The sequence below is a fragment of the Mycobacterium sp. E3339 genome (assembly GCF_001666915.1).
Taxonomy (GTDB): Bacteria; Actinomycetota; Actinomycetes; order Mycobacteriales; family Mycobacteriaceae; genus Mycobacterium.
The window spans coordinates 1-20,429 of the sequence record NZ_LZIZ01000108.1 but is presented as its reverse complement, the minus strand read 5'-3'; the positions used below and the strand labels follow the sequence as shown (position 1 = coordinate 20,429).

18 protein-coding genes and 3 pseudogenes are annotated in these 20,429 nt (G+C 71.2%); 12 read left to right on the top strand and 9 right to left on the bottom strand.

What is annotated here, in order from left to right; genetic code table 11:
• Positions 1-195, top strand: a pseudogene (locus A5702_RS26940) (hypothetical protein); the annotation flags it as partial.
• 71 nt (positions 196-266) lie between these two features.
• On the opposite strand, the pseudogene A5702_RS10140 reads toward A5702_RS26940, so the two are convergent.
• Both A5702_RS10140 and A5702_RS10135 read right to left on the bottom strand, forming a co-directional pair.
• Positions 267-2,201: pseudogene (locus A5702_RS10140) on the bottom strand (sensor histidine kinase); the annotation flags it as partial.
• 287 nt (positions 2,202-2,488) lie between these two features.
• Complete coding sequence (locus A5702_RS10135) at positions 2,489-3,094, bottom strand: bifunctional 2-polyprenyl-6-hydroxyphenol methylase/3-demethylubiquinol 3-O-methyltransferase UbiG (protein WP_068220328.1); 606 nt, start codon at positions 3,092-3,094, stop codon at positions 2,489-2,491.
• A gap of 17 nt (positions 3,095-3,111) precedes the next feature.
• Between A5702_RS10135 and A5702_RS10130 the strand changes: the two genes are divergently transcribed.
• Both A5702_RS10130 and A5702_RS10125 read left to right on the top strand, forming a co-directional pair.
• The gene (locus A5702_RS10130) at positions 3,112-3,576 is read left to right on the top strand and encodes a tRNA (cytidine(34)-2'-O)-methyltransferase (RefSeq protein WP_055401285.1); all 465 of its coding nucleotides are present in this window, start codon (positions 3,112-3,114) and stop codon (positions 3,574-3,576) included.
• Positions 3,577-3,612: 36 nt separating this feature from the next.
• On the top strand, positions 3,613-3,939 hold the full coding sequence (locus A5702_RS10125; protein WP_068220325.1) for a YciI family protein: 327 nt from the start codon (positions 3,613-3,615) through the stop codon (positions 3,937-3,939).
• On the opposite strand, the gene A5702_RS10120 is transcribed toward A5702_RS10125, so the two are convergent.
• Positions 3,940-4,584: a nitroreductase family protein gene (locus tag A5702_RS10120; protein WP_068220323.1), complete on the bottom strand. Its 645-nt coding sequence runs from the start codon at positions 4,582-4,584 to the stop codon at positions 3,940-3,942. It abuts the gene before it with no gap.
• Positions 4,585-4,606: 22 nt separating this feature from the next.
• Between A5702_RS10120 and A5702_RS10115 the strand changes: the two genes are divergently transcribed.
• Entirely contained in the window at positions 4,607-5,023 is a 417-nt protein-coding gene (locus tag A5702_RS10115; protein ID WP_067816009.1) for a TIGR03667 family PPOX class F420-dependent oxidoreductase, read from the top strand.
• A gap of 16 nt (positions 5,024-5,039) precedes the next feature.
• On the opposite strand, the gene A5702_RS10110 is transcribed toward A5702_RS10115, so the two are convergent.
• The gene (locus A5702_RS10110; protein WP_068220342.1) at positions 5,040-5,384 is read right to left on the bottom strand and encodes a hypothetical protein; all 345 of its coding nucleotides are present in this window, start codon (positions 5,382-5,384) and stop codon (positions 5,040-5,042) included.
• A gap of 211 nt (positions 5,385-5,595) precedes the next feature.
• Entirely contained in the window at positions 5,596-8,886 is a 3,291-nt protein-coding gene (locus tag A5702_RS10105; RefSeq protein ID WP_068220320.1) for an error-prone DNA polymerase, read from the bottom strand.
• Positions 8,887-9,047: 161 nt separating this feature from the next.
• Here A5702_RS10105 and A5702_RS10100 point away from each other — a divergent pair, with 161 nt between their 5' ends.
• Both A5702_RS10100 and otsB read left to right on the top strand, forming a co-directional pair.
• A complete protein-coding gene (locus tag A5702_RS10100; protein WP_068220318.1) occupies positions 9,048-10,376 on the top strand; it encodes a wax ester/triacylglycerol synthase domain-containing protein in 1,329 nt (442 codons plus the stop codon).
• 41 nt (positions 10,377-10,417) lie between these two features.
• Positions 10,418-11,545 (top strand): trehalose-phosphatase, encoded by a 1,128-nt coding sequence (otsB, locus tag A5702_RS10095; RefSeq protein WP_068220316.1) that lies wholly within the window; start codon positions 10,418-10,420, stop codon positions 11,543-11,545.
• Here otsB and A5702_RS10090 read toward each other — a convergent pair.
• The gene (locus tag A5702_RS10090) at positions 11,542-12,414 is read right to left on the bottom strand and encodes a MaoC family dehydratase (protein WP_068220313.1); all 873 of its coding nucleotides are present in this window, start codon (positions 12,412-12,414) and stop codon (positions 11,542-11,544) included. The two genes, otsB and A5702_RS10090, sit on opposite strands and share 4 nt — an antisense overlap.
• An 84-nt stretch (positions 12,415-12,498) precedes the next feature.
• Here A5702_RS10090 and A5702_RS10085 point away from each other — a divergent pair, with 84 nt between their 5' ends.
• Genes A5702_RS10085 through A5702_RS10065 form a run of 5 tightly spaced genes read left to right on the top strand, consistent with a single transcriptional unit; the run spans position 12,499 to position 17,566 of the window.
• The gene (locus A5702_RS10085) at positions 12,499-13,212 is read left to right on the top strand and encodes a histidine phosphatase family protein (protein ID WP_068220309.1); all 714 of its coding nucleotides are present in this window, start codon (positions 12,499-12,501) and stop codon (positions 13,210-13,212) included.
• 53 nt (positions 13,213-13,265) lie between these two features.
• A complete protein-coding gene (locus A5702_RS10080; protein ID WP_068220339.1) occupies positions 13,266-15,272 on the top strand; it encodes an SDR family oxidoreductase in 2,007 nt (668 codons plus the stop codon).
• A 43-nt stretch (positions 15,273-15,315) separates the two neighbouring features.
• The gene (locus A5702_RS10075) at positions 15,316-16,059 is read left to right on the top strand and encodes a 2OG-Fe dioxygenase family protein (RefSeq protein ID WP_068220335.1); all 744 of its coding nucleotides are present in this window, start codon (positions 15,316-15,318) and stop codon (positions 16,057-16,059) included.
• A 20-nt stretch (positions 16,060-16,079) separates the two neighbouring features.
• Complete coding sequence (locus tag A5702_RS10070; RefSeq protein WP_068220331.1) at positions 16,080-17,111, top strand: nucleoside hydrolase; 1,032 nt, start codon at positions 16,080-16,082, stop codon at positions 17,109-17,111.
• Positions 17,108-17,566 (top strand): hypothetical protein, encoded by a 459-nt coding sequence (locus tag A5702_RS10065; RefSeq protein ID WP_067815993.1) that lies wholly within the window; start codon positions 17,108-17,110, stop codon positions 17,564-17,566. The genes A5702_RS10070 and A5702_RS10065 overlap by 4 nt, the downstream gene beginning before the upstream one ends.
• Positions 17,567-17,617: 51 nt before the next feature.
• Here A5702_RS10065 and cmaA1 read toward each other — a convergent pair whose 3' ends face one another.
• The 3 genes from cmaA1 to A5702_RS25565 are packed head-to-tail and all read right to left on the bottom strand — an operon-like array spanning position 17,618 to position 20,315.
• Entirely contained in the window at positions 17,618-18,505 is an 888-nt protein-coding gene (gene cmaA1 / locus A5702_RS10060; protein ID WP_067815990.1) for a cyclopropane mycolic acid synthase CmaA1, read from the bottom strand.
• Positions 18,506-18,545: 40 nt separating this feature from the next.
• The gene (locus tag A5702_RS10055) at positions 18,546-20,087 is read right to left on the bottom strand and encodes a DNA polymerase Y family protein (RefSeq protein ID WP_068220306.1); all 1,542 of its coding nucleotides are present in this window, start codon (positions 20,085-20,087) and stop codon (positions 18,546-18,548) included.
• Positions 20,088-20,123: 36 nt separating this feature from the next.
• Positions 20,124-20,315, bottom strand: coding sequence for a hypothetical protein (locus A5702_RS25565; RefSeq protein ID WP_082956014.1), 192 nt, complete (start codon positions 20,313-20,315; stop codon positions 20,124-20,126).
• Here A5702_RS25565 and A5702_RS26935 point away from each other — a divergent pair.
• A pseudogene (locus tag A5702_RS26935) lies at positions 20,254-20,429 on the top strand (hypothetical protein); the annotation flags it as partial. The gene A5702_RS25565 and the pseudogene A5702_RS26935 overlap by 62 nt on opposite strands.

Genomic DNA, 20,429 nt, shown 5'->3' with positions numbered 1-20,429 from the left:
GTGCGGGTCGCCGACTCCGGCCTGGGCATGAACGACACCGATCGGCGGATCGCCAACATGCGGCTGCAGGCCGGCGGCGAGGTCAGCCCCGACAACGCCCGGCACATGGGCCTGTTCGTGGTCGGCCGGATCGCTGCCCGGCACGGCATCCGGGTGGGGCTGCGCGGCCCGGCGGCCAACGAGGCGGGCTCCGGCTTGCGTTCGGCTTCGGGCGCCGGGACGGCGGGTTGCGCGCTGGGCGAGGACACCGCCCGGATCCGGGCCACCCGGGCGGGCTGGGCCGCGGCCGTGCCCTCGAGGATCGTCGGCGGCAGGTAGATCTCGGCGGTGGTGCCGGAGCCCGCCTCGTTGGCCGCCGGGCCGCGCAGCCCCACCCGGATGCCGTGCCGGGCAGCGATCCGGCCGACCACGAACAGGCCCATGTGCCGGGCGTTGTCGGGGCTGACCTCGCCGCCGGCCTGCAGCCGCATGTTGGCGATCCGCCGATCGGTGTCGTTCATGCCCAGGCCGGAGTCGGCGACCCGCACCACGACTCCGCCGTCCCCGCCGCGGGCCGCCGACACCCGCACGGGCGTCGCGGGCGGCGAGTAGCGCAGGGCGTTGTCGATCAGCTCGGCGAACAGGTGGATCGCGCCGCCGGCGGCCGCGCCGATCAGCGTGGCGTTCTCCGGCAGCCCGGCGATCTCGACGCGGCGGTAGTCCTCGACCTCCGACACCGCGGCGTTGAGCACGGTCGACAGCGGCACCGGGTCGCGCTGGTCGCGGGCGAGTTGCGCGCCGGCGAGCACCAGCAGGTTGGCGCTGTTGCGGCGCAGCCGCGCGGCCAGGTGGTCCAGCCGGAACAGGCTGTCCAGGCGCTCGGGGTCCTCCTCGTTGCGCTCCAGCCGGTCGATCAGCGACAGCTGCTGGTCCACCAGCGACCGGCTGCGTCGCGACATGGTCTCGAACATGTCGTTGACCAGCAGCCGCAGCCGGGCCTCGTCGCCGGCCAGCAGCAGGGCCTGGGTGTGCAGTTCGTCGACCGCGTGCGCGACCTGGCCGATCTCCTCGGTGGTGTACACGGGCAGCGGCTCCGGCGTCGGCTCGGCGCCGCCGGCCTTGACCCGGGCGATCTCCTCCTCGAGGTCGGTGTGGGCCACCTTGAGGGCGCCGTCGCGCAGGATCCGCAAGGGCCGCACCAGCGCGCGCGCCACCAGCAGCACGACCACCAGCGCGATCACGATGGCGGACAGCACCAGGACGGTGTCGAGGATCGCGGCGTTGCGCTTGTCGGCGGCCTGGGCGTGCACGGCCTTGGTCACCGACGCGGTCGCGTCCCTGATCACCTGATCGGCGATGTCGTCGGTGGTTTGGATCGAGCGCAGCAGGTCGGCGTTGTCGACGAGCACGCTGGCCGGATCGGACATGATCGCCATCCGGGTCACCAATTGCTGCTGCAGGGTCTTGGCCGCGGGCGAACCGGCGCCGAGGACCTCGCTCATCCCGAACAGCGTCGACGGCTCGGTGCCAGCCAGGGTGATCATCGAGGTGCGCAGCTGCGGCTCGGGCAGGTCGGCGCCGCGGGTGACCAGGATCTTCTGCATGGTCATCTGCCCGCGGGCCCCGACCGCCCGGCTCAGGCCCTGGGTCTGGGCGCGGATCTTCTCGTCGTCAACGCGCACCGACGCGTTGATGACGTCCTCCGCATTCAGCAGGATCGGGGCGTAGAGGGCCACCCGTTCCCGCAAACCGAGGCCGTTGTCGGACGCCTTGTTCACCAGCATCTGGCCGCCGTCGAGCAGGTTGTTCACCCCCGACCGGACCTCGGGGGTCACGTCGGTGTCGCGCAGCCGGGTGTCCAGCTCGTACTTGCGGGCCTCGAAGTTCTTCTTGGCGCCGTCGACGTCGCGCCCGGTGCTGCCCGCCAGCAGGGCCACGTCCAGCGCCGACATGTACTTGGTGACCACCGGCACCAGGTCCGCGCGGGCGGCGGCCAGCCGCAGGCCGCCCGAGTTCGCCATCGCGCCCTGGATCCGCAGCGCCCCGAACGCCGTCGCCAGCACCAGCGGGACCAGCACAATCGCCAGGACCTTCCACCGGACCGGCCAGTTGCTCAGCGACCAGGTCGGGGGGCGTTTGGCCGGCGCCGGGTCGGCGTGGACCTGCGGCGACTCGGACTGGACCGCCTCGGCCGCGTGGGCCGGGCGGGCGAACATGGTCACGTCGCCGCGGCCGCGCGACCGGCCGCTGCGCTGATGGTCAGCGCTCGAGAAAACGAGAGGCTCATGAGACTTCCTGCTTTATCCACCCGTGCCACGCCAGAGGGGCGCGAGCGCGTCAACGTGGCAATCCGACGAGTATGACAGCCCGCGGTCCAGGTCACCACAGTCCGTACTGAGCAGACAGGCTCCTCCAAGGTGGTGCCGCGCACGGGCGGACGATCCTGGCAAACGCGGCGATCGCAAGCGCGGCGCAGCCGGGCGCGGCGGGTCGCCGCCAATGACAGCCGCTAAGCCGGGCGGAGGACGGCGACGAGGAAGTCCGAGTCATCGGTGAACGGGCGGAGATCCCAGGTGGACAGCAGCAGGTCGGGCTCGAACCCGGCGGCCGTCGCGTCGCCCAGGAACTCGGCGAACCCGTAGTCGCGGCCGGCGCCGAAGCCGATCGCCGCCCGGCCCTCGCCGCCGAGGTGGGCGCGCAGGCGGCCCAGCACCCGGACGCGGGTGCTGGGGGCGAGGAACGTCATCACGTTGCCGGCGGACACGATCACGTCGAACGGTTCGGCGATGCCGCGCGCGGGCAGGTCGAGCTCGGCGAGGTCGCCGACCAGCCAGCGCGGGCCGGGGTGATCCTGCTCGGCCGCCTCGATCAGCGCCGGATCGACGTCGACGCCGACGACGTGGTGGCCGGCGGCGGCCAGGTACCCGCCGAGGCGGCCGGGCCCGCAACCGGCGTCGAGGATGCGGGCACCGCGCGGCGCCATCGCGTCCACGAAGCGGGCCTCGCCGGCCAGGTCGTCGCCGGCGCGGGCCATCGCCCGGAACCGCTCGATGTACCAGCGCGAATGTCCTGGATCGGCAGCGACTTTCTGCATCCAGAGGCTCTGCTCGACCATGCGACCATTATCGCGTTGTGTTCAAGCTGATGTTTTACTGCCCGCGCATCCCCCCGAACACGGGCAACGCGATCCGGACCGTGGCGGCGACGGGCTGCGAACTGCACCTAGTCGAGCCGATGGGCTTCGACCTGTCCGAGCCCAAGCTGCGGCGGGCCGGGCTGGACTACCACGATCTGGCGTCGGTCACGGTCCACGCCTCGCTCGCGGCCGCGTGGGAGGCGCTCACGCCGGCCCGGGTGTTCGCGTTCACGTCGCACGCGCCCACGTCGTTCGCGGACGTCCGCTACCGGGCGGGCGACGTGTTGATGTTCGGGCCCGAGCCCACCGGGCTGGACGCCGCGACGCTGGCCGACGAGCACATCACCGAGCAGGTGCGCATCCCGATGCTGGCCGGCCGCCGCTCGCTGAACCTGTCCAACGCCGCGGCCGTCGCCGTCTACGAGGCCTGGCGCCAGCACGGCTACCCGGGCGGTGTCTAGCGATGAGTTACGCGGCCGGCGCCGGTCAGCATTGATATGCCCACCTTCATCACGATCGGTTACGGCGAAGCGGCCGGATACCACCAGTTGAGCGACGACCGTAGACGCGCCGCGCACGCTCGCGACGACGAGCTCAGCGCGGCCGGCGCACTTGTCGGCCGGGCCGGACAACCCGTGCAGGTGCGCAACCCGGACGGCGCGGGCGTGCGGATCGAGCCCGGCCCCTTCCTGCGCTCGGCGTTGCCGATCGCGGGGTTCGCGGTGGTCGAGGCCGAGGACATCGACGCGGCGATCGAGCGGGTGAGCCAGACGCCGTGCGCGGTCGCGCACGGGGTCGTCGAGGTTTGGCCTCTGCAAACCTGATTACCAGGTGTTCCAGTGCGTGAGCTGCTCGGCGGGCAGCCGCTTGGCCGGGCGGAAGTCGGTGCCCTTGGTGTAGGCGATGGGGAACAGCCCGCCCTGGCTGTACTCGTCGTACGGAATCCCCACCACGTCGGCGACCTGCTTTTCACCGTCACCGAGCAGGTGCAGCGTCGTCCAGCACGACCCCAGCCCGCGTGAGCGCAGCGCCAGGCAAAAGCTCCAGACCGCCGGGAACAGCGACGCCCAGAACGACACGCCGCCCAGCGGCTGCTTCTCCTCCCGGCCAAAGATGCAGGGAATCAGCAACACCGGCGCCTCGTGCATGTGTTCGGCGAGGTAGGTCGCGGAGTCGCGCACCTTGCCCATCCGCTCCCCGCGGGTGTCCCCCTCGGCGTATTCGGGAGCGGGTGAGCTCAGGTAGCCGCGGGCGTTCTTCAGGTAGACGTCGCCGATCGCCTTCTTCTTGTCCGCGTCCTCGACGAACACCCACTGCCAGCCCTGCGAATTGGACCCGGTGGGCGCCTGCAGCGCCAGGTCGAGGCATTCCATCAGCACCTCGCGCGGCACCGGCTTGTCGAAGTCGAGGCGTTTGCGGACCGAGCGGGTGGTGGTGAGGACTTCGTCGACGGACAAGTTGAGGGTCATGTTTGGAGGTTACATTCGGCCTATGAGCGTCGAACTGACACAAGAGGTTTCCCAGCGGCTCGAGTCGGACAACTTCGGCTGGCTGACCACCGTCGCCAAATCGGGTCAACCGGTTCCCCGGCTGGTCTGGTTTTACTTCGACGGCACCAGGCTCACGGTGTACACGTTGCCGCAAGCTGCCAAAGTCGCCCATATCAAGAGACATCCCGAGGTGAGCCTCAATTTGGATTCCGACGGCAGCGGCGGCGGCATCATCGTCATCGGGGGCACCGCGACGGTCGACGCGACCGGTGTTAACTGCCGGGACGACGCGCCCTACTGGGCGAAATACCGGACGCTCGCCGAGGAATTGGAGTCGGAGACGGGCATGTCGATGGAGGCGTTCAGCACCCGGTTGGCGATCACCCCGACCCGGGTCTGGACGACACCGGAGGCCTAGTCGTGATCGGTCCCGGTCAGCTTGCGGGCGGGGGCGGCTCGCCGGGCGGGATCGCCCCGCCGCAGCCGCCCGGCGGAGGCGGCCCCGGCAGGGGTTCGTCGCCGCCGACGCAGTCGTAATAGAACTGCGGGCCGACTATCCAGGTTTTCATCCACTGGTGCCAAAACGAGCCGTCGGGATACTTCTCGCCGTCGCACACGGCCAGATTGCCGTATCCCCATCGACCGCCCGGGCAGAAGCCCTTCGTCATGTCCGGCTGGTGCGGGTCCGGCGGATCGGCGCTGGCGGCCGCGGGCGAAAGAACAAGCGCCGCAGCACAACCCAGTATCGCGGCGCCGTGGCGAACGGGCTTGAATTTCATTTCGACTCCCTTGACACCCTCGATCAATACAGCCGATTCCCAGCGATCTGTTTGCAGTAGCGTACGGCGCGGCGCATGTGCTGTGTGCCTTTCCGCGCAAACGGCTCGACAACCGCTTCGGCCGCGCCGAACGTGCACTGACGGCGAGGTTTTGGCGAAATTCTCGCCGTGACTGCACGTTCGGCGCGGTCGTCTTGGCGGTCCGGGCCGCTCAGTGGAAGTCGCGCGACTTCGAGCCGACCGCCAGCGTGATGCGCCCCAGCCGCTCGGCGACGACGGTGACGGCGCCGCTGGCGTTTTGGACCTGGCCGCGCACCAGCATCGCCGGGGCGGTGTTGGCCAGCTTGCGGTGCCGCGCCCACACCGCCGGCGTGCACAGCACGTTGACCATTCCCGTCTCGTCCTCGAGGTTGAGAAACGTCACCCCCTGGGCCGTGCCGGGCCGTTGCCGGTGGGTCACCGCACCGGCGATCAGCACCCGATCGCCGTCGGGCACCGAAAGCAGCTTCTCGGCGGGCACCACACCCATCGCGTCCAGGTCCGCCCGCAGGAACTGCGTCGGGTAACTGTCCGGGGAGACGCCGGTGGCCCACACGTCGGCCGCGGCCAGTTCCAGCTCGCTCATCCCGGGCAGCGCCGGGATGTGCGACGACGAGCCCACCCCGGGCAGGCGGTCCGGGCGTTGGGTGGCGGCCGCCCCGGCCGCCCACAACGCCTCGCGCCGGGACATGGAAAAGCAGCCCAGCGCACCGGCCGTCGCCAGCGCCTCGGTCTGCGGTACCGACAGCTGCAACCGGGTGGTCAGGTCCAGCAGGGAAGCGAAGGCGCCGTTGGTCTTTCGCTCCTGCACCAGCCGCTCGGCGAGGTCGTCGCCGATGTGCCGCACGGCGCCAAGGCCCAGGCGCACCTCCGTCCCGCCGTTCTCGAGGGTGGCGTGCGCCAGGCTGGCGTTGACGTCCGGCCCGTGCACCGTCACGCCGTGCCGGCGCGCGTCGGCCACCAGCGACTGGGGCGAATAGAAGCCCATCGGCTGCGCGCGCAGCAGCGCCGCGCAGAACGCCGCCGGGTGGTGCAGCTTGAACCACGACGAGTAGAACACCAGCGACGCGAAGGACAGCGCGTGGCTCTCCGGGAAGCCGAAATTGGCGAAGGCTTCCAGCTTTTCGTAGGTCCGGTCGATCACCTCGTCGGGGGCGCCGTGCAGCGCGCGCATGCCCTCGTAGAACCGCCCGCGCAACCGTCGCATGCGTTCGGTGGAGCGCTTGGACCCCATGGCGCGCCGCAGCTGGTCGGCCTCGGCGGCCGAAAAGCCGGCGCAGTCCACCGCCAGCTGCATCAACTGCTCCTGAAAGAGCGGCACCCCCAATGTCTTTCGCAGCGCCGATTCCATGGACGGGTGGTCGTAGGTCACCGGGTCCAGGCCGTTGCGCCGCCGGATGTAGGGGTGCACCGATCCGCCCTGGATGGGGCCGGGGCGGATCAGCGCGACCTCCACCACCAGGTCGTAGAAGATCCGCGGCCGCAGCCGGGGCAACGTGGCCATCTGCGCCCGCGACTCCACCTGGAACACGCCGACGGAATCGGCGCGGGCCAGCATCTCGTACACCGCCGGCTCGGAGAGGTCGAGGCGGGCCAGGTCAACCTCGATCCCCTTGTGCTCGGCCACCAGGTCGATGGCGTAGTGCAGCGCCGAGAGCATGCCCAGCCCGAGCAGGTCGAACTTCACCAAACCGATTGCCGCGCAGTCGTCTTTGTCCCACTGCAGGACGCTGCGGTTCTCCATGCGCGCCCACTCCACCGGGCACACATCGGCGATCGGCCGGTCGCAGATCACCATGCCGCCGGAATGGATGCCCATGTGCCGCGGCAGGTTCCGGATCTGGTTGGCCAGGTCGACCACCGGCGGTGGGATGCCCTCGACGTCGGGCGAATCGGCCAACCCGTTCCAGTGGCCGATCTGTTTGCTCCACGCGTCCTGTTGCCCCTGCGAGAAGCCCAGGGCCCGGGCCATGTCGCGCACCGCGATCCGCCCCCGGTAGGTGATGACGTTGGCGACCTGGGCGGCGTAGTCGCGGCCGTATTTGTCGTAGACGTACTGGATGACCTTCTCGCGCTGGTCCGACTCGATGTCCATGTCGATGTCGGGCGGCCCGTCGCGGGCGGGCGACAGGAACCGCTCGAACAGCAGCTCGTTGGCCACCGGATCCACCGCGGTGACGCCGAGGGCATAACAGACCGCGGAATTGGCCGCCGATCCCCTGCCCTGGCACAGGATGTTGTTCTCGCGGCAGAACCGGGCGATGTCGTGCACCACCAGGAAGTAGCCCGGAAACGTGAGGCGTTCAATGACTTTCAGTTCATGCTCGATCTGGGCGTAGGCACGTGACGCCCTGTCGGGCGGCCCGTAACGGTCCCGCGCACCCACCATGGTCAGCTGCCGCAGCCAGCTGTCCTCGGTGTGCCCGGCGGGCACGTCGAAGGGCGGCAGCTGCGGAGCGATGAGCGCCAGCCCGAACGCGCACTGCTCGCCGAGCTCGGCGGCGGCGGTCACCGCGTCGGGGCCTCCAAAAGGCACCTGCGCGAACAGCCGGGCCATCTCCTCGCCGGACCGCAGGTGCGAACCACCCAGCGGGGCCAGCCATCCGGCCGCGGCGTCCAGGGACTGCCGCGCCCGGATGGCGCCCATCGCCATGGCCAGCCTGCGCCGTGACGGCCCCGCGAAATGCGCCCCGGTGGTGGCGACCACGCCGACGCCGAAGCGGGACGCCAGCCCGGCCAGCGTCGCGTTGCGTTCGTCGTCGAGCGGGTGACCGTGGTGGGTCAACTCGATGCTGACCCGATGTGCGCCAAACCGGTCCACCAGATCGGCCAGCGCCCGCTGCGCGGCTTCCGGGCCTTGCGACAACGCTTGGCGGACATGGCCTTTGCGGCACCCGGTCAGGATGTGCCAGTGGCCGCCGGCCGCCTCGGTGAGCGCGTCGAGGTCGTAGCGCGGCTTGCCCTTCTCCCCGCCGGCCAGGTGCGCCGCGGCCAGCTGCCGCGACAGCCGCCGGTAGCCCTCCGGGCCGCGGGCAAGCACCAGCAGGTGCGGGCCGGGCGGATCGGGCGTCTCGGTGCGGGCGCCCGGCCCCAGCGACAGCTCGGCGCCGAACACGGTGCGCAGGTCGAGTTCGGCGGCCGCCTCGGCGAACCGCACCGCCCCGTACAGGCCGTCGTGATCGGTGAGCGCCAGGGCGCGCAGGCCCAGCCGGGCCGCCTCCTCGACCATCTCCTCCGGCGTGCTGGCCCCGTCGAGGAAGCTGAACGCCGAATGCGCGTGCAACTCGGCATAAGCGACCGACGTGCGGGTCGGCCGGGCGTCGTCCGGCGGCCGGTACGTGCCGCGCTTGGACGACAGGGGGGCATCCTCCCCGGGGACCACTGGCACGCCGGCGTGGCGCGGCTTGCTGTCGAGGACACGCTCCATCTCCGCCCAGCTCGGCGGACCGTTAAACCAGCCCACCGCGCCAGTCTATCGAATGTTTGTTCGAATTACCTCCGGCGCAGGCCAACCGTTGTTAAACCGATCGTCAACTCCTAAACAAGCTCTTAACGCCGCGGGCCTACCGCGGGCGCGCGGGCCGGCGGACACTGGTACGAGGGCAGATTGGCGGCGGGGAGAACATGGCGCAGGTGAGGTCACCGGACGCGGCGTTCCTGAACGCTCACGACGCGGACCAGCACGCCGGCCTGGCGATCGGCGCGGTCGCCATCGTCGACGGCGCCGCCCCCGATTACCGGCGTCTCGAAGCGCTTCTGGCGGAACGCATTCGGTCGATACCGCGCTGCACCCAGGTGCTACCCGCGCACCCGGCGGACCAGGACTGGGTCGACTGCCCGGAATTCGACCTCACCCAGCACGTGCACCGGGTGGCGATCCCGCGGCCGGGTGACGACACCGAGCTGTCCCGGGCCATTGCCCACGCCCTCGAGCGCCCCCTGGACCTCGACCGTCCGCCCTGGGAGTGCTGGATGATCGAGGGCCTCAAGGGCAACCGGTGGGCGATCCTGATGAAGATCCATCACCGCCTGCTGAACGGCAAGTCGCCCGCCCACCTGCTCAGCAGGCTTTGCGACGACGCCGACGACGCCACCTTCGCCGATCCCCCCGGCGCGAAACAGGTTGCGCGGCAGCCGGTGCGGCGACCGGGCTGGGCCGACACGTTGTGGCGGGCGTCCTGGGCGACCACCGGGGCCGTCGTCGGCGCGGTCCTGCCCGGCCTGCGGACGCCCGACCGGGCCACCCTGCGGCGCTACGCCACGGTGCGGGTCCCGATCGCCGAGGTCGACCGCGTGTGCCGCAAATTCGGGGTGACCGTCAACGACGTCGCGCTCGCCGCCGCCACCGAGGGCTTCCGGACGGTGCTGATCGGCCGCGGCGAGGAGCCGCGGCCGGGCTCGCTGCGTGCGCTGGTGCCGGCGCCGGTCCGATCGCCGTACCTGCCGGTCGAACACGACGACCCGGTCCAGCGGTTGCGGACCGTGCAGATCCGGTGGAAGGAAAGGGAAACCGGCCCCCCGCCAGCCCGCGGCATGCTCGAGTCGGCGCTCAATTCATTGCCAACGGTGTTGCGGGACAACGTCAATGCGTTGCTCTCCCGGCTGCCGCAGCGCGCCATCGTGACGCTGGCGACCAGCGTGCCCGGGCCCCGTCACCGGCTGCGCCTGATGGGCCAGACGATGGAGCGCCTGCTGCCCATTCCCCCGACCGCCGTCCAGCTGAGCACCGGGGTCGCGGTGCTCAGCTACGGCGATGAGCTGGTGTTCGGCATCACCGCCGAGCCCGGCGCCGGGTTCGACGTCAAGCAATTGGCCGCCGGCATCGAACTGGGCATGGCGCGGCTGGTGGCGCTCAGCGGTGACTCGGTGCTGTTGCTCAGCGATCGGCGCCGCAAGCGAACGTTTCCGCACCGGGCACCGGGGCCGCGCCCGCCGGGGCAAGCGCGGCGCTGACCCACTCCCGCCCGGCCCGGCCGGCGTGAGAAGGTTGGGTCATGCCAGATTCCGGGTCGGTGATCATCGACCCGCGCCGCCATGACGCGGTGCTGTTCGACGCGCCCGACCCCGTCCTGGATGGGCAACTGCGCGAGATCGGCGTCGGTGCCGCGGTTTTCTCCTCGCCCGAGGACCTGTCAAGGGCGGCCGACGACCTGGGCGTGCGGCCCGGTCGATGCGCGGTGGTAACCGCCGACGCGGCGGGCGTCGCCGCCGCGCGGGCCGGCGGCTTCGCGTTGGTGATCGGCACCGGGCACGGCGACGCATTGCGGGACGCCGGCGCGGACGCGGTCGTCGCCGACCTGCGCGAGGTCGCCGTCCGCACCGGGGACCGGCGGATGTCGCAGCTGCCCGACGCGCTGGAAGCCCTCGACCACCTGGCCGCGCGGCGACCGGCGGTGTTCTTCGACTTCGACGGCACGCTGTCCGACATCGTCAACGACCCCGACGCCGCCGTCCCGGTCGCCGGCGCCACCGATGCCCTGCGGCAGCTGGCCGCGCGGTGCCCGGTCGCGGTGCTGTCGGGCCGCGACCTGGCCGACGTCACGAAACGAGTTGGCGTGCAAGGGATATGGTACGCCGGCAGCCACGGGTTCGAGCTGACCGCGCCCGACGGCACGCACCACCAGAACGACGCCGCCGCGGCGGCCATTCCGGTGCTGGAGGGCGCGGCCGGCGAGCTGCGCGAACGACTGGGCGCCATCGACGGTGTCGTGGTGGAACACAAGCGCTTTGGGGTCGCCGTGCATTACCGCAACGCCGCCCGGGACCGCGTCGGCGAGGTGGCGGCCGCGGTGCGCGCGGCGGGCCGCCGCGACGGCCTGCGGGTGACCACCGGCCGCGAGGTCATCGAGCTGCGCCCGGACCTGGATTGGGACAAGGGCAAAACGCTGCGCTGGGTGCTCGATCACCTAACCGGGGCCGAACCCGGCGCCCGGACGCCGGTCTACCTCGGCGACGACATCACCGACGAGGACGCATTCGACGCGGTCCACGACGGTGGCGTGCCAATCCTGGTGCGGCACTACGACGACGGGGACCGCGCCACCGCGGCGCAGTTCGCACTGGACAGCCCCGAGCGCGCCAGCGAGTTCACCGCCCGGCTGGCGCGCGAGCTGTCCGGCTAGGCCTGCACGTATTCCGCCGCGCCGTCGTCGAGCACCACCCGGGGGCCGGAGCCTTCCGCCCCCGAGGCCTCGGTGCGGAACACCGCCTTGCCCGGCTCGGTTCGCCAGATCATGGTGGTCAGCGTCTCGCCGGGTAACACCGGAGAGGTGAACCGCGCGGCGATCGAGGTGACATTGGCCGCGGTCCCGCCGCCGAGTTCGGCGACCAGCGCGCGGCCCGTCACCCCATAGCTGCACAGCCCGTGCAGGATCGGCTTCGGGAACCCGGCCAGCTCACGGGCGAACCACGGATCGCTGTGCAGCGGGTTGCGGTCACCGGACAGCCGGTAGATCAGCGCCTGGTCTTCCCGGGTGGGCAACGCCACCCGGGCGTCGGGCTCGCGGTCGGGGATCTCCGGGGCCACCGGCCGCTGACCCGGCACGCCCCCGAACCCGCCCTCGCCCCGGATCACCAGGGTGGTGAGCGTCTCGGCGATCAGCTTCTCCGAGTCCGGGTCGGTGCCCCGGCCGCGCAACACCAGGATCGCGTTCTTGCCCTCGCCCTTGTCCTGGATGTCGGCGACCTCGGTGACCACCGACAGCTTCCCGGCCGGCGGCAGCGGCGCGTGCAACCGGATTTCCTGCGAGCCGTGTAACAGCATGGCCCAGTTGAACGTTCCGACCTTGCCGGCCGCCCCGAACGCCGGGCAACAGATCACGGCGTAGGTGGGCAGCACCTGCTGATCGATGCCGTGGCTGTTCTCGGTGGTGAACGACAGGTCGTCCAGGCCGGCGCCGACGCCGAGCGCATACAGCAGCGTGTCCCGGTCGGTCCACTCGAACAGCATCGGTTCGGTCACCGCGCCGACGGCACTCGGGTCAATCGCCATCTGAGTCTCCTTCGCAAGTAATTTCTCCACTTAACCATCGCAAACCCTTCCCACCGATGCCGTCGGCAGGGCAGGCTATTTGCCATGCCGAAGCGCAGCTTGATCCGGAATGTCTCGAAGGCCGTCGCGGCGCTGACCGCGGTCCTCGTCGTCGGGGCCTGCGGCGGGACACCGCAGGCGCGCAGCATCACGATCACGTTCATCCGGCACGCCCAGTCGGCATCCAACGCCAGCGGGATCATCGACACCTCGGTGCCCGGGCCAAGCCTGACCCCCGAGGGCCAGGGGCAGGCCCAGCAAGTCGCGCACCAGGCGGGCCACAAGGACTACGACGGCATCTACGCCTCCACCATGGTCCGCACCCAGCAGACCGCCGCGCCGCTGGCCTCGGAGCTGGGCAAGCAGGTCGAGGTGCTGCAGGGCATTCAGGAGATCAACGCGGGCTGGTTCGAGGGCAAACCGATCCCGCAGGAGAACGCGACGTATCTGCTGGCGCCGGCGGACTGGCTCCGCGGCGACACGCAGGACAGCATCCCCGGGTCGGTCAGCGGCAAGGAGTTCAACGAACAGTTCACCGCCGCCATCGCGAAGGTCTACAACAGCGGCCAGCACGACCCGGTGGTGTTCTCGCACAAGTTCGCCATCGAGTACTGGACGCTGATGAACACGAAGAACGCCAAGGACTCGTTGCTGACCAGCCACCCCCTGCCCAACATCGGCCGCGTGGTGATCACCGGCAACCCGCTCTACGGCTGGACCTTGGTGGAGTGGGACGGCATCAAGGACTTCCACAACTGACCTCCCTACGCCACGGTTGACGCGGGCGCCCGCCACCCGCCACGATGGGCTGCATGCGGTATGTCGTTACCGGCGGTACCGGGTTTATTGGTCGCCGCGTCGTGAGTCGCCTGCTGGACGGCCGGCCCGATGCCCAGGTGTGGGTGCTGGTCCGCCGGGAGTCGCTGGGCCGCTTCGAACGCCTGGCGGCCGAGTGGGGTGAGCGGGCGAAGCCGCTGGTCGCGGCGCTGCCGGAGCTGGAGCTGGCGGACGAGACCGTCGCCGAGCTGGGCCGGGTCGACCACGTCGTGCACTGCGCGGCGATCTACGACATCACCGCCGACGAGGCGCAGCAGCGGGCCACCAACGTCGACGGCACCCGCGCCGTCGTCGGGCTGGCGCAGCGGCTGGGCGCGACGTTGCACCACGTGTCCTCGATCGCCGTGGCGGGCGACTTCCCCGGCGAGTACACCGAGGACGACTTCGACGTCGGCCAGCGCCTGCCCAGCCCGTACCACCGGACGAAGTTCGAGGCCGAGCTGCTGGTGCGCTCGGCCCCGGGACTGCGTTACCGGATCTACCGGCCGGCGGTGGTGGTGGGCGATTCGCGCACCGGCGAGATGGACAAGGTCGACGGGCCGTACTACTTCTTCGGCGTACTGGCCAAGCTGGCGGCGTTGCCGTCGCTGACACCCATCCTGCTGCCCGACACCGGGCGCACCAACATCGTGCCGGTCGACTACGTCGTCGACGCGCTGGTCGCGCTCATGCACGCCGAGGGTGGTGACGGCCGCACGTTCCACCTGACCGCCCCCAAAACCGTTGGGCTGCGCGGCATCTACCGCGGCGTCGCCAGGGCAGCGGGCCTGCCGCCCGCGCGCGGGTCGCTGCCCGGCTCCGTTGCCGCGCCGGTGCTGAGGGTGCGGGGCCGGGCCCGGGTCCTGCGCAACATGGCGGCCACCCAGCTCGGCATCCCGGCCGAGGTGTTCGACCTCGTCGACCTCAAGCCCACCTTCGTCAACGACCAGACCCGGAACGCGTTGCGCGGCACCGGCATCGAGGTGCCCGAGTTCTCCGACTACGCGCCCAGGCTGTGGCGTTACTGGGCCGAGCACCTCGACCCCGACCGGGCGCGCCGCGACGATCCGCGGGCCCCGCTGCGGGGCAGGCACGTCATCATCACCGGCGCGTCCAGCGGCATCGGCCGCGCGGCGGCCATCGCCGTCGCCGAAAGGGGCGCAACCGTGTTCGCCCTGGCGCGCAATGCCGACGCGCTGGATCAGCTGGTCGCCGAGATCCGCGCCGGCGGGGGCGACGCCCACGCCTTCACCTGCGACGTCACCGATTCCACCTCGGTCGAACACACCATCAAGGACATCCTGGGGCGCTTCGACCACGTCGACTACCTGGTGAACAACGCGGGCCGATCGATTCGCCGCTCCGTGGTCAATTCGACCGATCGGCTGCACGACTACGAGCGAGTGATGGCGGTCAACTACTTCGGCGCGGTGCGCATGGTGCTGGCGCTGCTGCCGCACTGGCGCGAGCGCCGCTTCGGCCACGTGGTCAACGTCTCCAGCGCCGGCGTGCAGGCCCGCAACCCCAAGTACAGCTCGTATCTGCCCACCAAGGCGGCGCTGGACGCGTTCGCCGACGTGGTCGGGTCGGAGACGCTTTCCGACCACATCACGTTCACCAATATCCATATGCCCCTGGTCCGTACGCCGATGATCGCGCCGTCGCACCGGCTCAACCCGGTGCCCGCCATCAGCCCGGAGCGCGCGGCCGCCATGGTGGTGCGCGGCCTGGTCGAGAAGCCGGCCCGCATAGACACCCCGCTGGGCACGCTGGCCGAGGTGGGCAACTACTTCGCGCCGCGGACGTCCCGGCGCATCCTGCACCAGCTGTACCTGGGTTACCCCGACTCGGCCGCCGCCCGCGGCGTGCCCCCCGAACCGGCCGCCGTCGCTCCCCGGCCACCGCGCAAGCCGAGGCGGCCCGTCCGCGCGGTCACCAAGGGCATCCGGACACCGCGAGGAGTCAAGCGTCTGGTGCGCTTGGTGCCCGGAGTGCACTGGTAAATCGACGCGTTTGCGCCGCGTGCGATTGCGGTATTCCGGCGCGATGACCCGGATTCTGTCCGAGAAGCGGGCCGACGCCGACCCGGTGGCCGCCGCGGCCCGGCTGGTCGCCACGACCGGTGCCGCCGTGATGTCCTCGTTCGACGTGACGCGGAGCCTGGGTGCCGGCCGCGAAGAGTGGACCCGGTTCGCCCGGCATTGGCAGCGGCTGGGGCCCGACCCCTACGCGGCCGAGCTGGGCGTGCAGCGGTTGCGCCGGTACGGCCAGTACTCCCTGCGCGACGGGGTGCTGCGACCGATGCCCAGGAGCACGTTCGTGCAGCCGGAGGACTCCAATCCGCTCTACATCGGCAAGGACCGCGACTTCGAGCCGCTGACCGAGGCGTTCGCTGGGGATCCCTTGCTGCGCAAGCTGATCGATCTGCAGGCCCGGGTGGCGGACGCACTGGACCGGGTGCGGGACTGGAACGTCAAGGTGCATCTGTTCCGGATCCGGTCGTTGACGGACGAGGGTGGCCATCCCACGCCGGAGGGCATGCACCGCGACGGCGTCACCCTGGTCAGCTCGCTGCTGGTCGGGCGGCGCAACGCCATCGGCGGCGAGAGCACCGTGTGCGACCTCGACGGCCGGCAGTTGCTGGCGACCACGCTGGCCGAGCCCGGCACGCTGATGCTGGGCGACGACCGCCGGACGCGGCACGGCGTCTCCCCGATCCGGCCGATCGACGGCTCGGGCCCCGCGCAGCGTGACGTCCTGGTGATCACCTTCGCCTCGGCGTGGCCGTAGCCGCCGGTATCGTTACCGCGGTGAACCCCGTCTTCGTCGACGTCGACACCGGCGTGGACGACGCGCTGGCCCTGATGTACCTGTTCGCCAGCCCGGACGCGGACGTGGTCGGCATCGCCTCCACCGGGGGAAACGTTGGCGTGCAACAGGTTTGCGAGAACAACCTGGGCCTGCTCGAGCTGTGCGCCGTCACCGGCATACCGGTCTCCAAGGGTTCCGACGAGACCCTGTCGGGGCCCATGGGCCTGCCGTCGAAGGTCCACGGCTCCCGGGGGCTGGGGTACGCCGAGCTGCCGCCCGCCGATCGCCGGCTCACCGATCACGACTCGGCGACCGCCTGGGTGCGCGCCGCGCACGCCTTTCCGGGTGAGCTCATCGGCGTCGCGACCGGGCCGCTGACCAATCTGGCGTTGGCGCTGCGCGCCGAACCGGCGTTGCCGACGCTGTTGCGCCGGCTTGTCGTCATGGGCGGTTCCTACGATCACCGGGGCAACACCACGCCGGTGGCGGAATGGAACATCAGCGTGGACCCCGAGGCCGCCGCCGAGGTGCTGGCCGCCTGGGACCCCGAAGTTGTTGGGCCAGAGCGCCTTCCGATCCTCTGCGGTTTGGACCTGACCCGCAAGGTGGGGATGACGCCGGATCACCTCGCCAGGCTGGCGGCCGCCGCCGGGTCGACGGCGACGCCGATGAGTGCGGACGACGAGCCCGGCACCCGGTCGACGGCGTCCAACCCGCTGATCCGGGTGGTCGAGGACGCGATGCGGTTCTACCTCGAGGCCTACCACGACAACGGCCACGGCTACCAGGCGCATCTGCACGATCCGCTGGCCGCCGCCGCGGCGCTGGACCCGGGGCTGGTCACCACGCGCCCGGCGACGGTCGACATCGAGCTGACGGGGACGCTGACCCGCGCCATGACGGTGACCGATTGGTCGGGACGCCGAAAGCCCAACGCCCTGATCGGCGTTGACGTCGATGCGGCGGCGTTCTTCGACCGGTTCATCGACCGGGTTGGGGCCTTCGCGAGCCGGTTACCCTGTACCCCATGAAGATTCGCTTCATCGAGGTGCTGCGCGCGGGGTGGGGCACCGTGCTGCTGGCCGCGCCGTCCGAGGTGCTGGACCACATTCACGGCGTGCAGGTCGATCGCAAGGCGCTCGTCGTCACCCGGATCCTGGGCGGACGTCACATCGTCCAGGCGCTGCTGTCGGGGATCAATCCCGGTCCGGAGGTGCTGGCGGCCGGCGTGTGGGTGGACACCGTGCACTCGGCCACCGCGCTCGGCCTGGCCGCGGTGGACCGGCGCCGGGCCCGCGGCGGGGTGACCGACGCCGCCGTCGCGGCGTCGTGGGCGGCGCTGGGCTGGCGCCACCTGCGTGCCGGGCAGGCCAGGACCGACGGCGTGCGGGGCCGCGATCGGCTGGCCCGCGCCGTGGTGGGGGCGTTGCCCGGCGGCGCCGGGCTGATGGCGCGGGCGCGGGCGGTGCGCGACGGGCAGGGCTGAGGGCGCTAGCCGTCGATGCTCAAGCGCCGCTCGGTGTCCGGCGTGCCGTGGTCATTTCTGCAACGTGAACTGATCGACGTCGATGTATCCGATCCGGAATGCGTCGGCACAACCGGTCAGGTATTTCATGTAGCGCTCGTAGACTTCCTCGGACTGCACCGCGATGGCCTGGTCCTTATTGGCCTGCAGTGCGGCGGCCCAGAGGTCGAGCGTCTTGGCGTAGTGCGGCTGCAGCGACTGCACGCGGGTCACGGTGAAGCCGTTCGCGGTGGCGCGCTCTTGCACCATCGGTATCGACGGTAGCCGCCCGCCCGGAAAGATCTCGGTGACAATGAATTTGATGAATCGGGCGAACGTGAACGAAAGCGGCATGCCACGCTCGGCCATCTCCGTCGGGTGCAGCCCGGTGATGGTGTGCAGCAGCATGATTCCGTCGTCGGGCAACAGGTCATGCGCCAGGGTGAAGAACGCGTCGTAGCGCTCGTGCCCGAAGTGCTCGAAGGCGCCGATGCTGACGATCCGGTCCACCGGCTCGTCGAACTGCTCCCAGCCCTCCAGCAGCACCCGCGCGGAACGTGGGCTGTCGGATTGGGCGATCAGCTGTTCGACGTGATCGGCCTGGTTGCGGCTCAGGGTGAGGCCGACGACGTTGACGTCGTATTTTTCGACGGCGCGCATCATGGTGGCGCCCCAACCGCAGCCGACGTCGAGCAACGTCATGCCCGGCTTCAGCCCGAGTTTGCCGAGCGCGAGGTCGATCTTGGCGATCTGCGCTTCTTCCAGCGTCATGTCATCGCGCTCGAAGTAGGCGCAGCTGTACGTCTGGGTCGGGTCGAGGAACAGCCGGAAGAATTCGTCCGACAGGTCGTAGTGGGCCTGCACATCGTCGAAGTGCGGCGTTAAGTCATTTCCCTCGGGGGGCTCCGACGTCGTTGGCATCGTGTCAGCCTAGTCGCCGAGCGGGCGGAGATGCGTGTACTCACTCGTAGCTGCCCTCGAGGTACCAGCGCCGCTGGCGGTAGCACAGCAGAAACGCCCGCTTGCCTTCCAGCAGGACCTGCGCGCGGGCGGTGCGGCCCTTTCCGACGTCGGGATCCCACCACCGCTCGTCGACCGGCCATGGGCCGGCCCACCAGTCCAGCCGCTCGTCTTGGCCGTGCCCGGTCAGCCGCGCCGGGTCGGCGGAGAACAGCCCCCGGTTGGTCACCCGCACCGGGTTCCCTTGGGCGTCAAGCAATTCCACCGCGTCGTCGAGCAACACCGCCGGCGACGGCTCCGGCAGCCGGCCGGGCCACGGCTGAACCGGGTCGGCCCGCGGAACCGGTTCGTCGCCCAGGGGGGTCAGCGTGATGCGTTCGGCCGGCCCGCGCCCGCCGGACAGCACCGGCACGCGCACCGCCTCCGGGCCGAGCAGGCCCTGCACCCGCACCAGGGCCCGGCGGGCCCGCAGCCGGTCCTCCTCGCCCAGGCCACCCCACAAGGGCAACTGCAACGCCTCGGCCGACACCACCTCGACCGCCTGCAGCCGCAACAGCGTCACCGCCGCCGTCGGGCGGGGGTGACGCGCGGTCCGGCTGCTCAACCAGCCGTCCAGTTGCCAACGCACCCGGTCGGCGGTGGCGTCCTCGGTCAACGGCTCGGCGCATCGCCAAACCCGGTGCAGCTCTTCGCCGTTGGCGGTGACGGCGTGAATGGCCAGCCGGGTGCAGCCCACCCCGGCGGCCATCAGCGTCCGGTGCAGCGCCGCGGCCAGCGAACGCCCGGCGAAGGCCGCCGCGTCGACCCGGTCGATCGGCGGGTCGCAGTCCAGCACGGCCTCCAGCTCCTCCGGCGGCTCCCGCCCGGACGGTCCCCGCTCGGGTTCGCCGCGGGCCAGCCGGTGCGCGGCCACCCCGTCGGCGCCGAATCGGGACGCCACGTCGGTGGCCGACAGCGCGGCGAACTGGCCGATGGTGCGAATCCCCATCCGCCACAACAGGTCCGTCAGCTCTTCGCGCCCGGGGCCGCACAGGCTGGGTTCGGTGGCAAGCTGGCGGATCGACAGCACCGACAGGAACTTCGCGTCACCGCCCGCCGGGACGATGCGACCCGCCCGCGCCGCGAAGACCGCGGTGGACAACCGGTCGGCGATCCCGACCTGGCACTCGGCGCCCGCCACCGAACTCACAGCCACCGCGTCGATCAGCCGCTCGGCGGCGTCGGCCTCGGAGCCGAAATAGCGGGCCGCCCCGCGCACGGGCAGCACCAAGAGCCCGGGCCGCAGCACCTCGGCGCGCGGCACCAGGTCGTCCACTGCGGCAATGACCGCTTCGAAGTGGCGGGCGTCGCGGTCCGCGTCGGCGGTGGCGACGTGCAGCTGCGGGCAGCGGGCCGCCGCCTCCCGGCGCCGCAGCCCCCGCCGCACTCCCGCCGCGCGGGCGGCCGCCGAGCAGGCGATCACCCGATTGGCCAACGTGACCGCCACCGGGGCGGTCGCGGACAGCCCGGCGGCCGCGGCCGCCGCGACCGCCGGCCAGTCCATGCACCAAACGGCCAGTACCCGGGATGCCACCGGGATTCACCCGGCTCGCGCCCGGGCGGTCACCCGTCGTCCCGCACACACCCCGCTGACCTGCAGCCGCACCCGGCCGATCCGGCCGAATCCGGGGGCGGGCACCCCCCGGCTCCCCGGCGTGATCTCGTAGCCGCAGACCCGGGCGCGGGCGGTGGTGGCGCGGGCCCGGAACAAGGGGTGCACGGTGTTGGTCACCGACGGCGACTGGCAGGGGGCGTCCACCCGGCTGGAGGCCCGGGTCTGCGGCTACGAGATCACGCCGGGGAGCCGGGGGGTGCCCGCCCCCGGATTCGGCCGGATCGGCCGGGT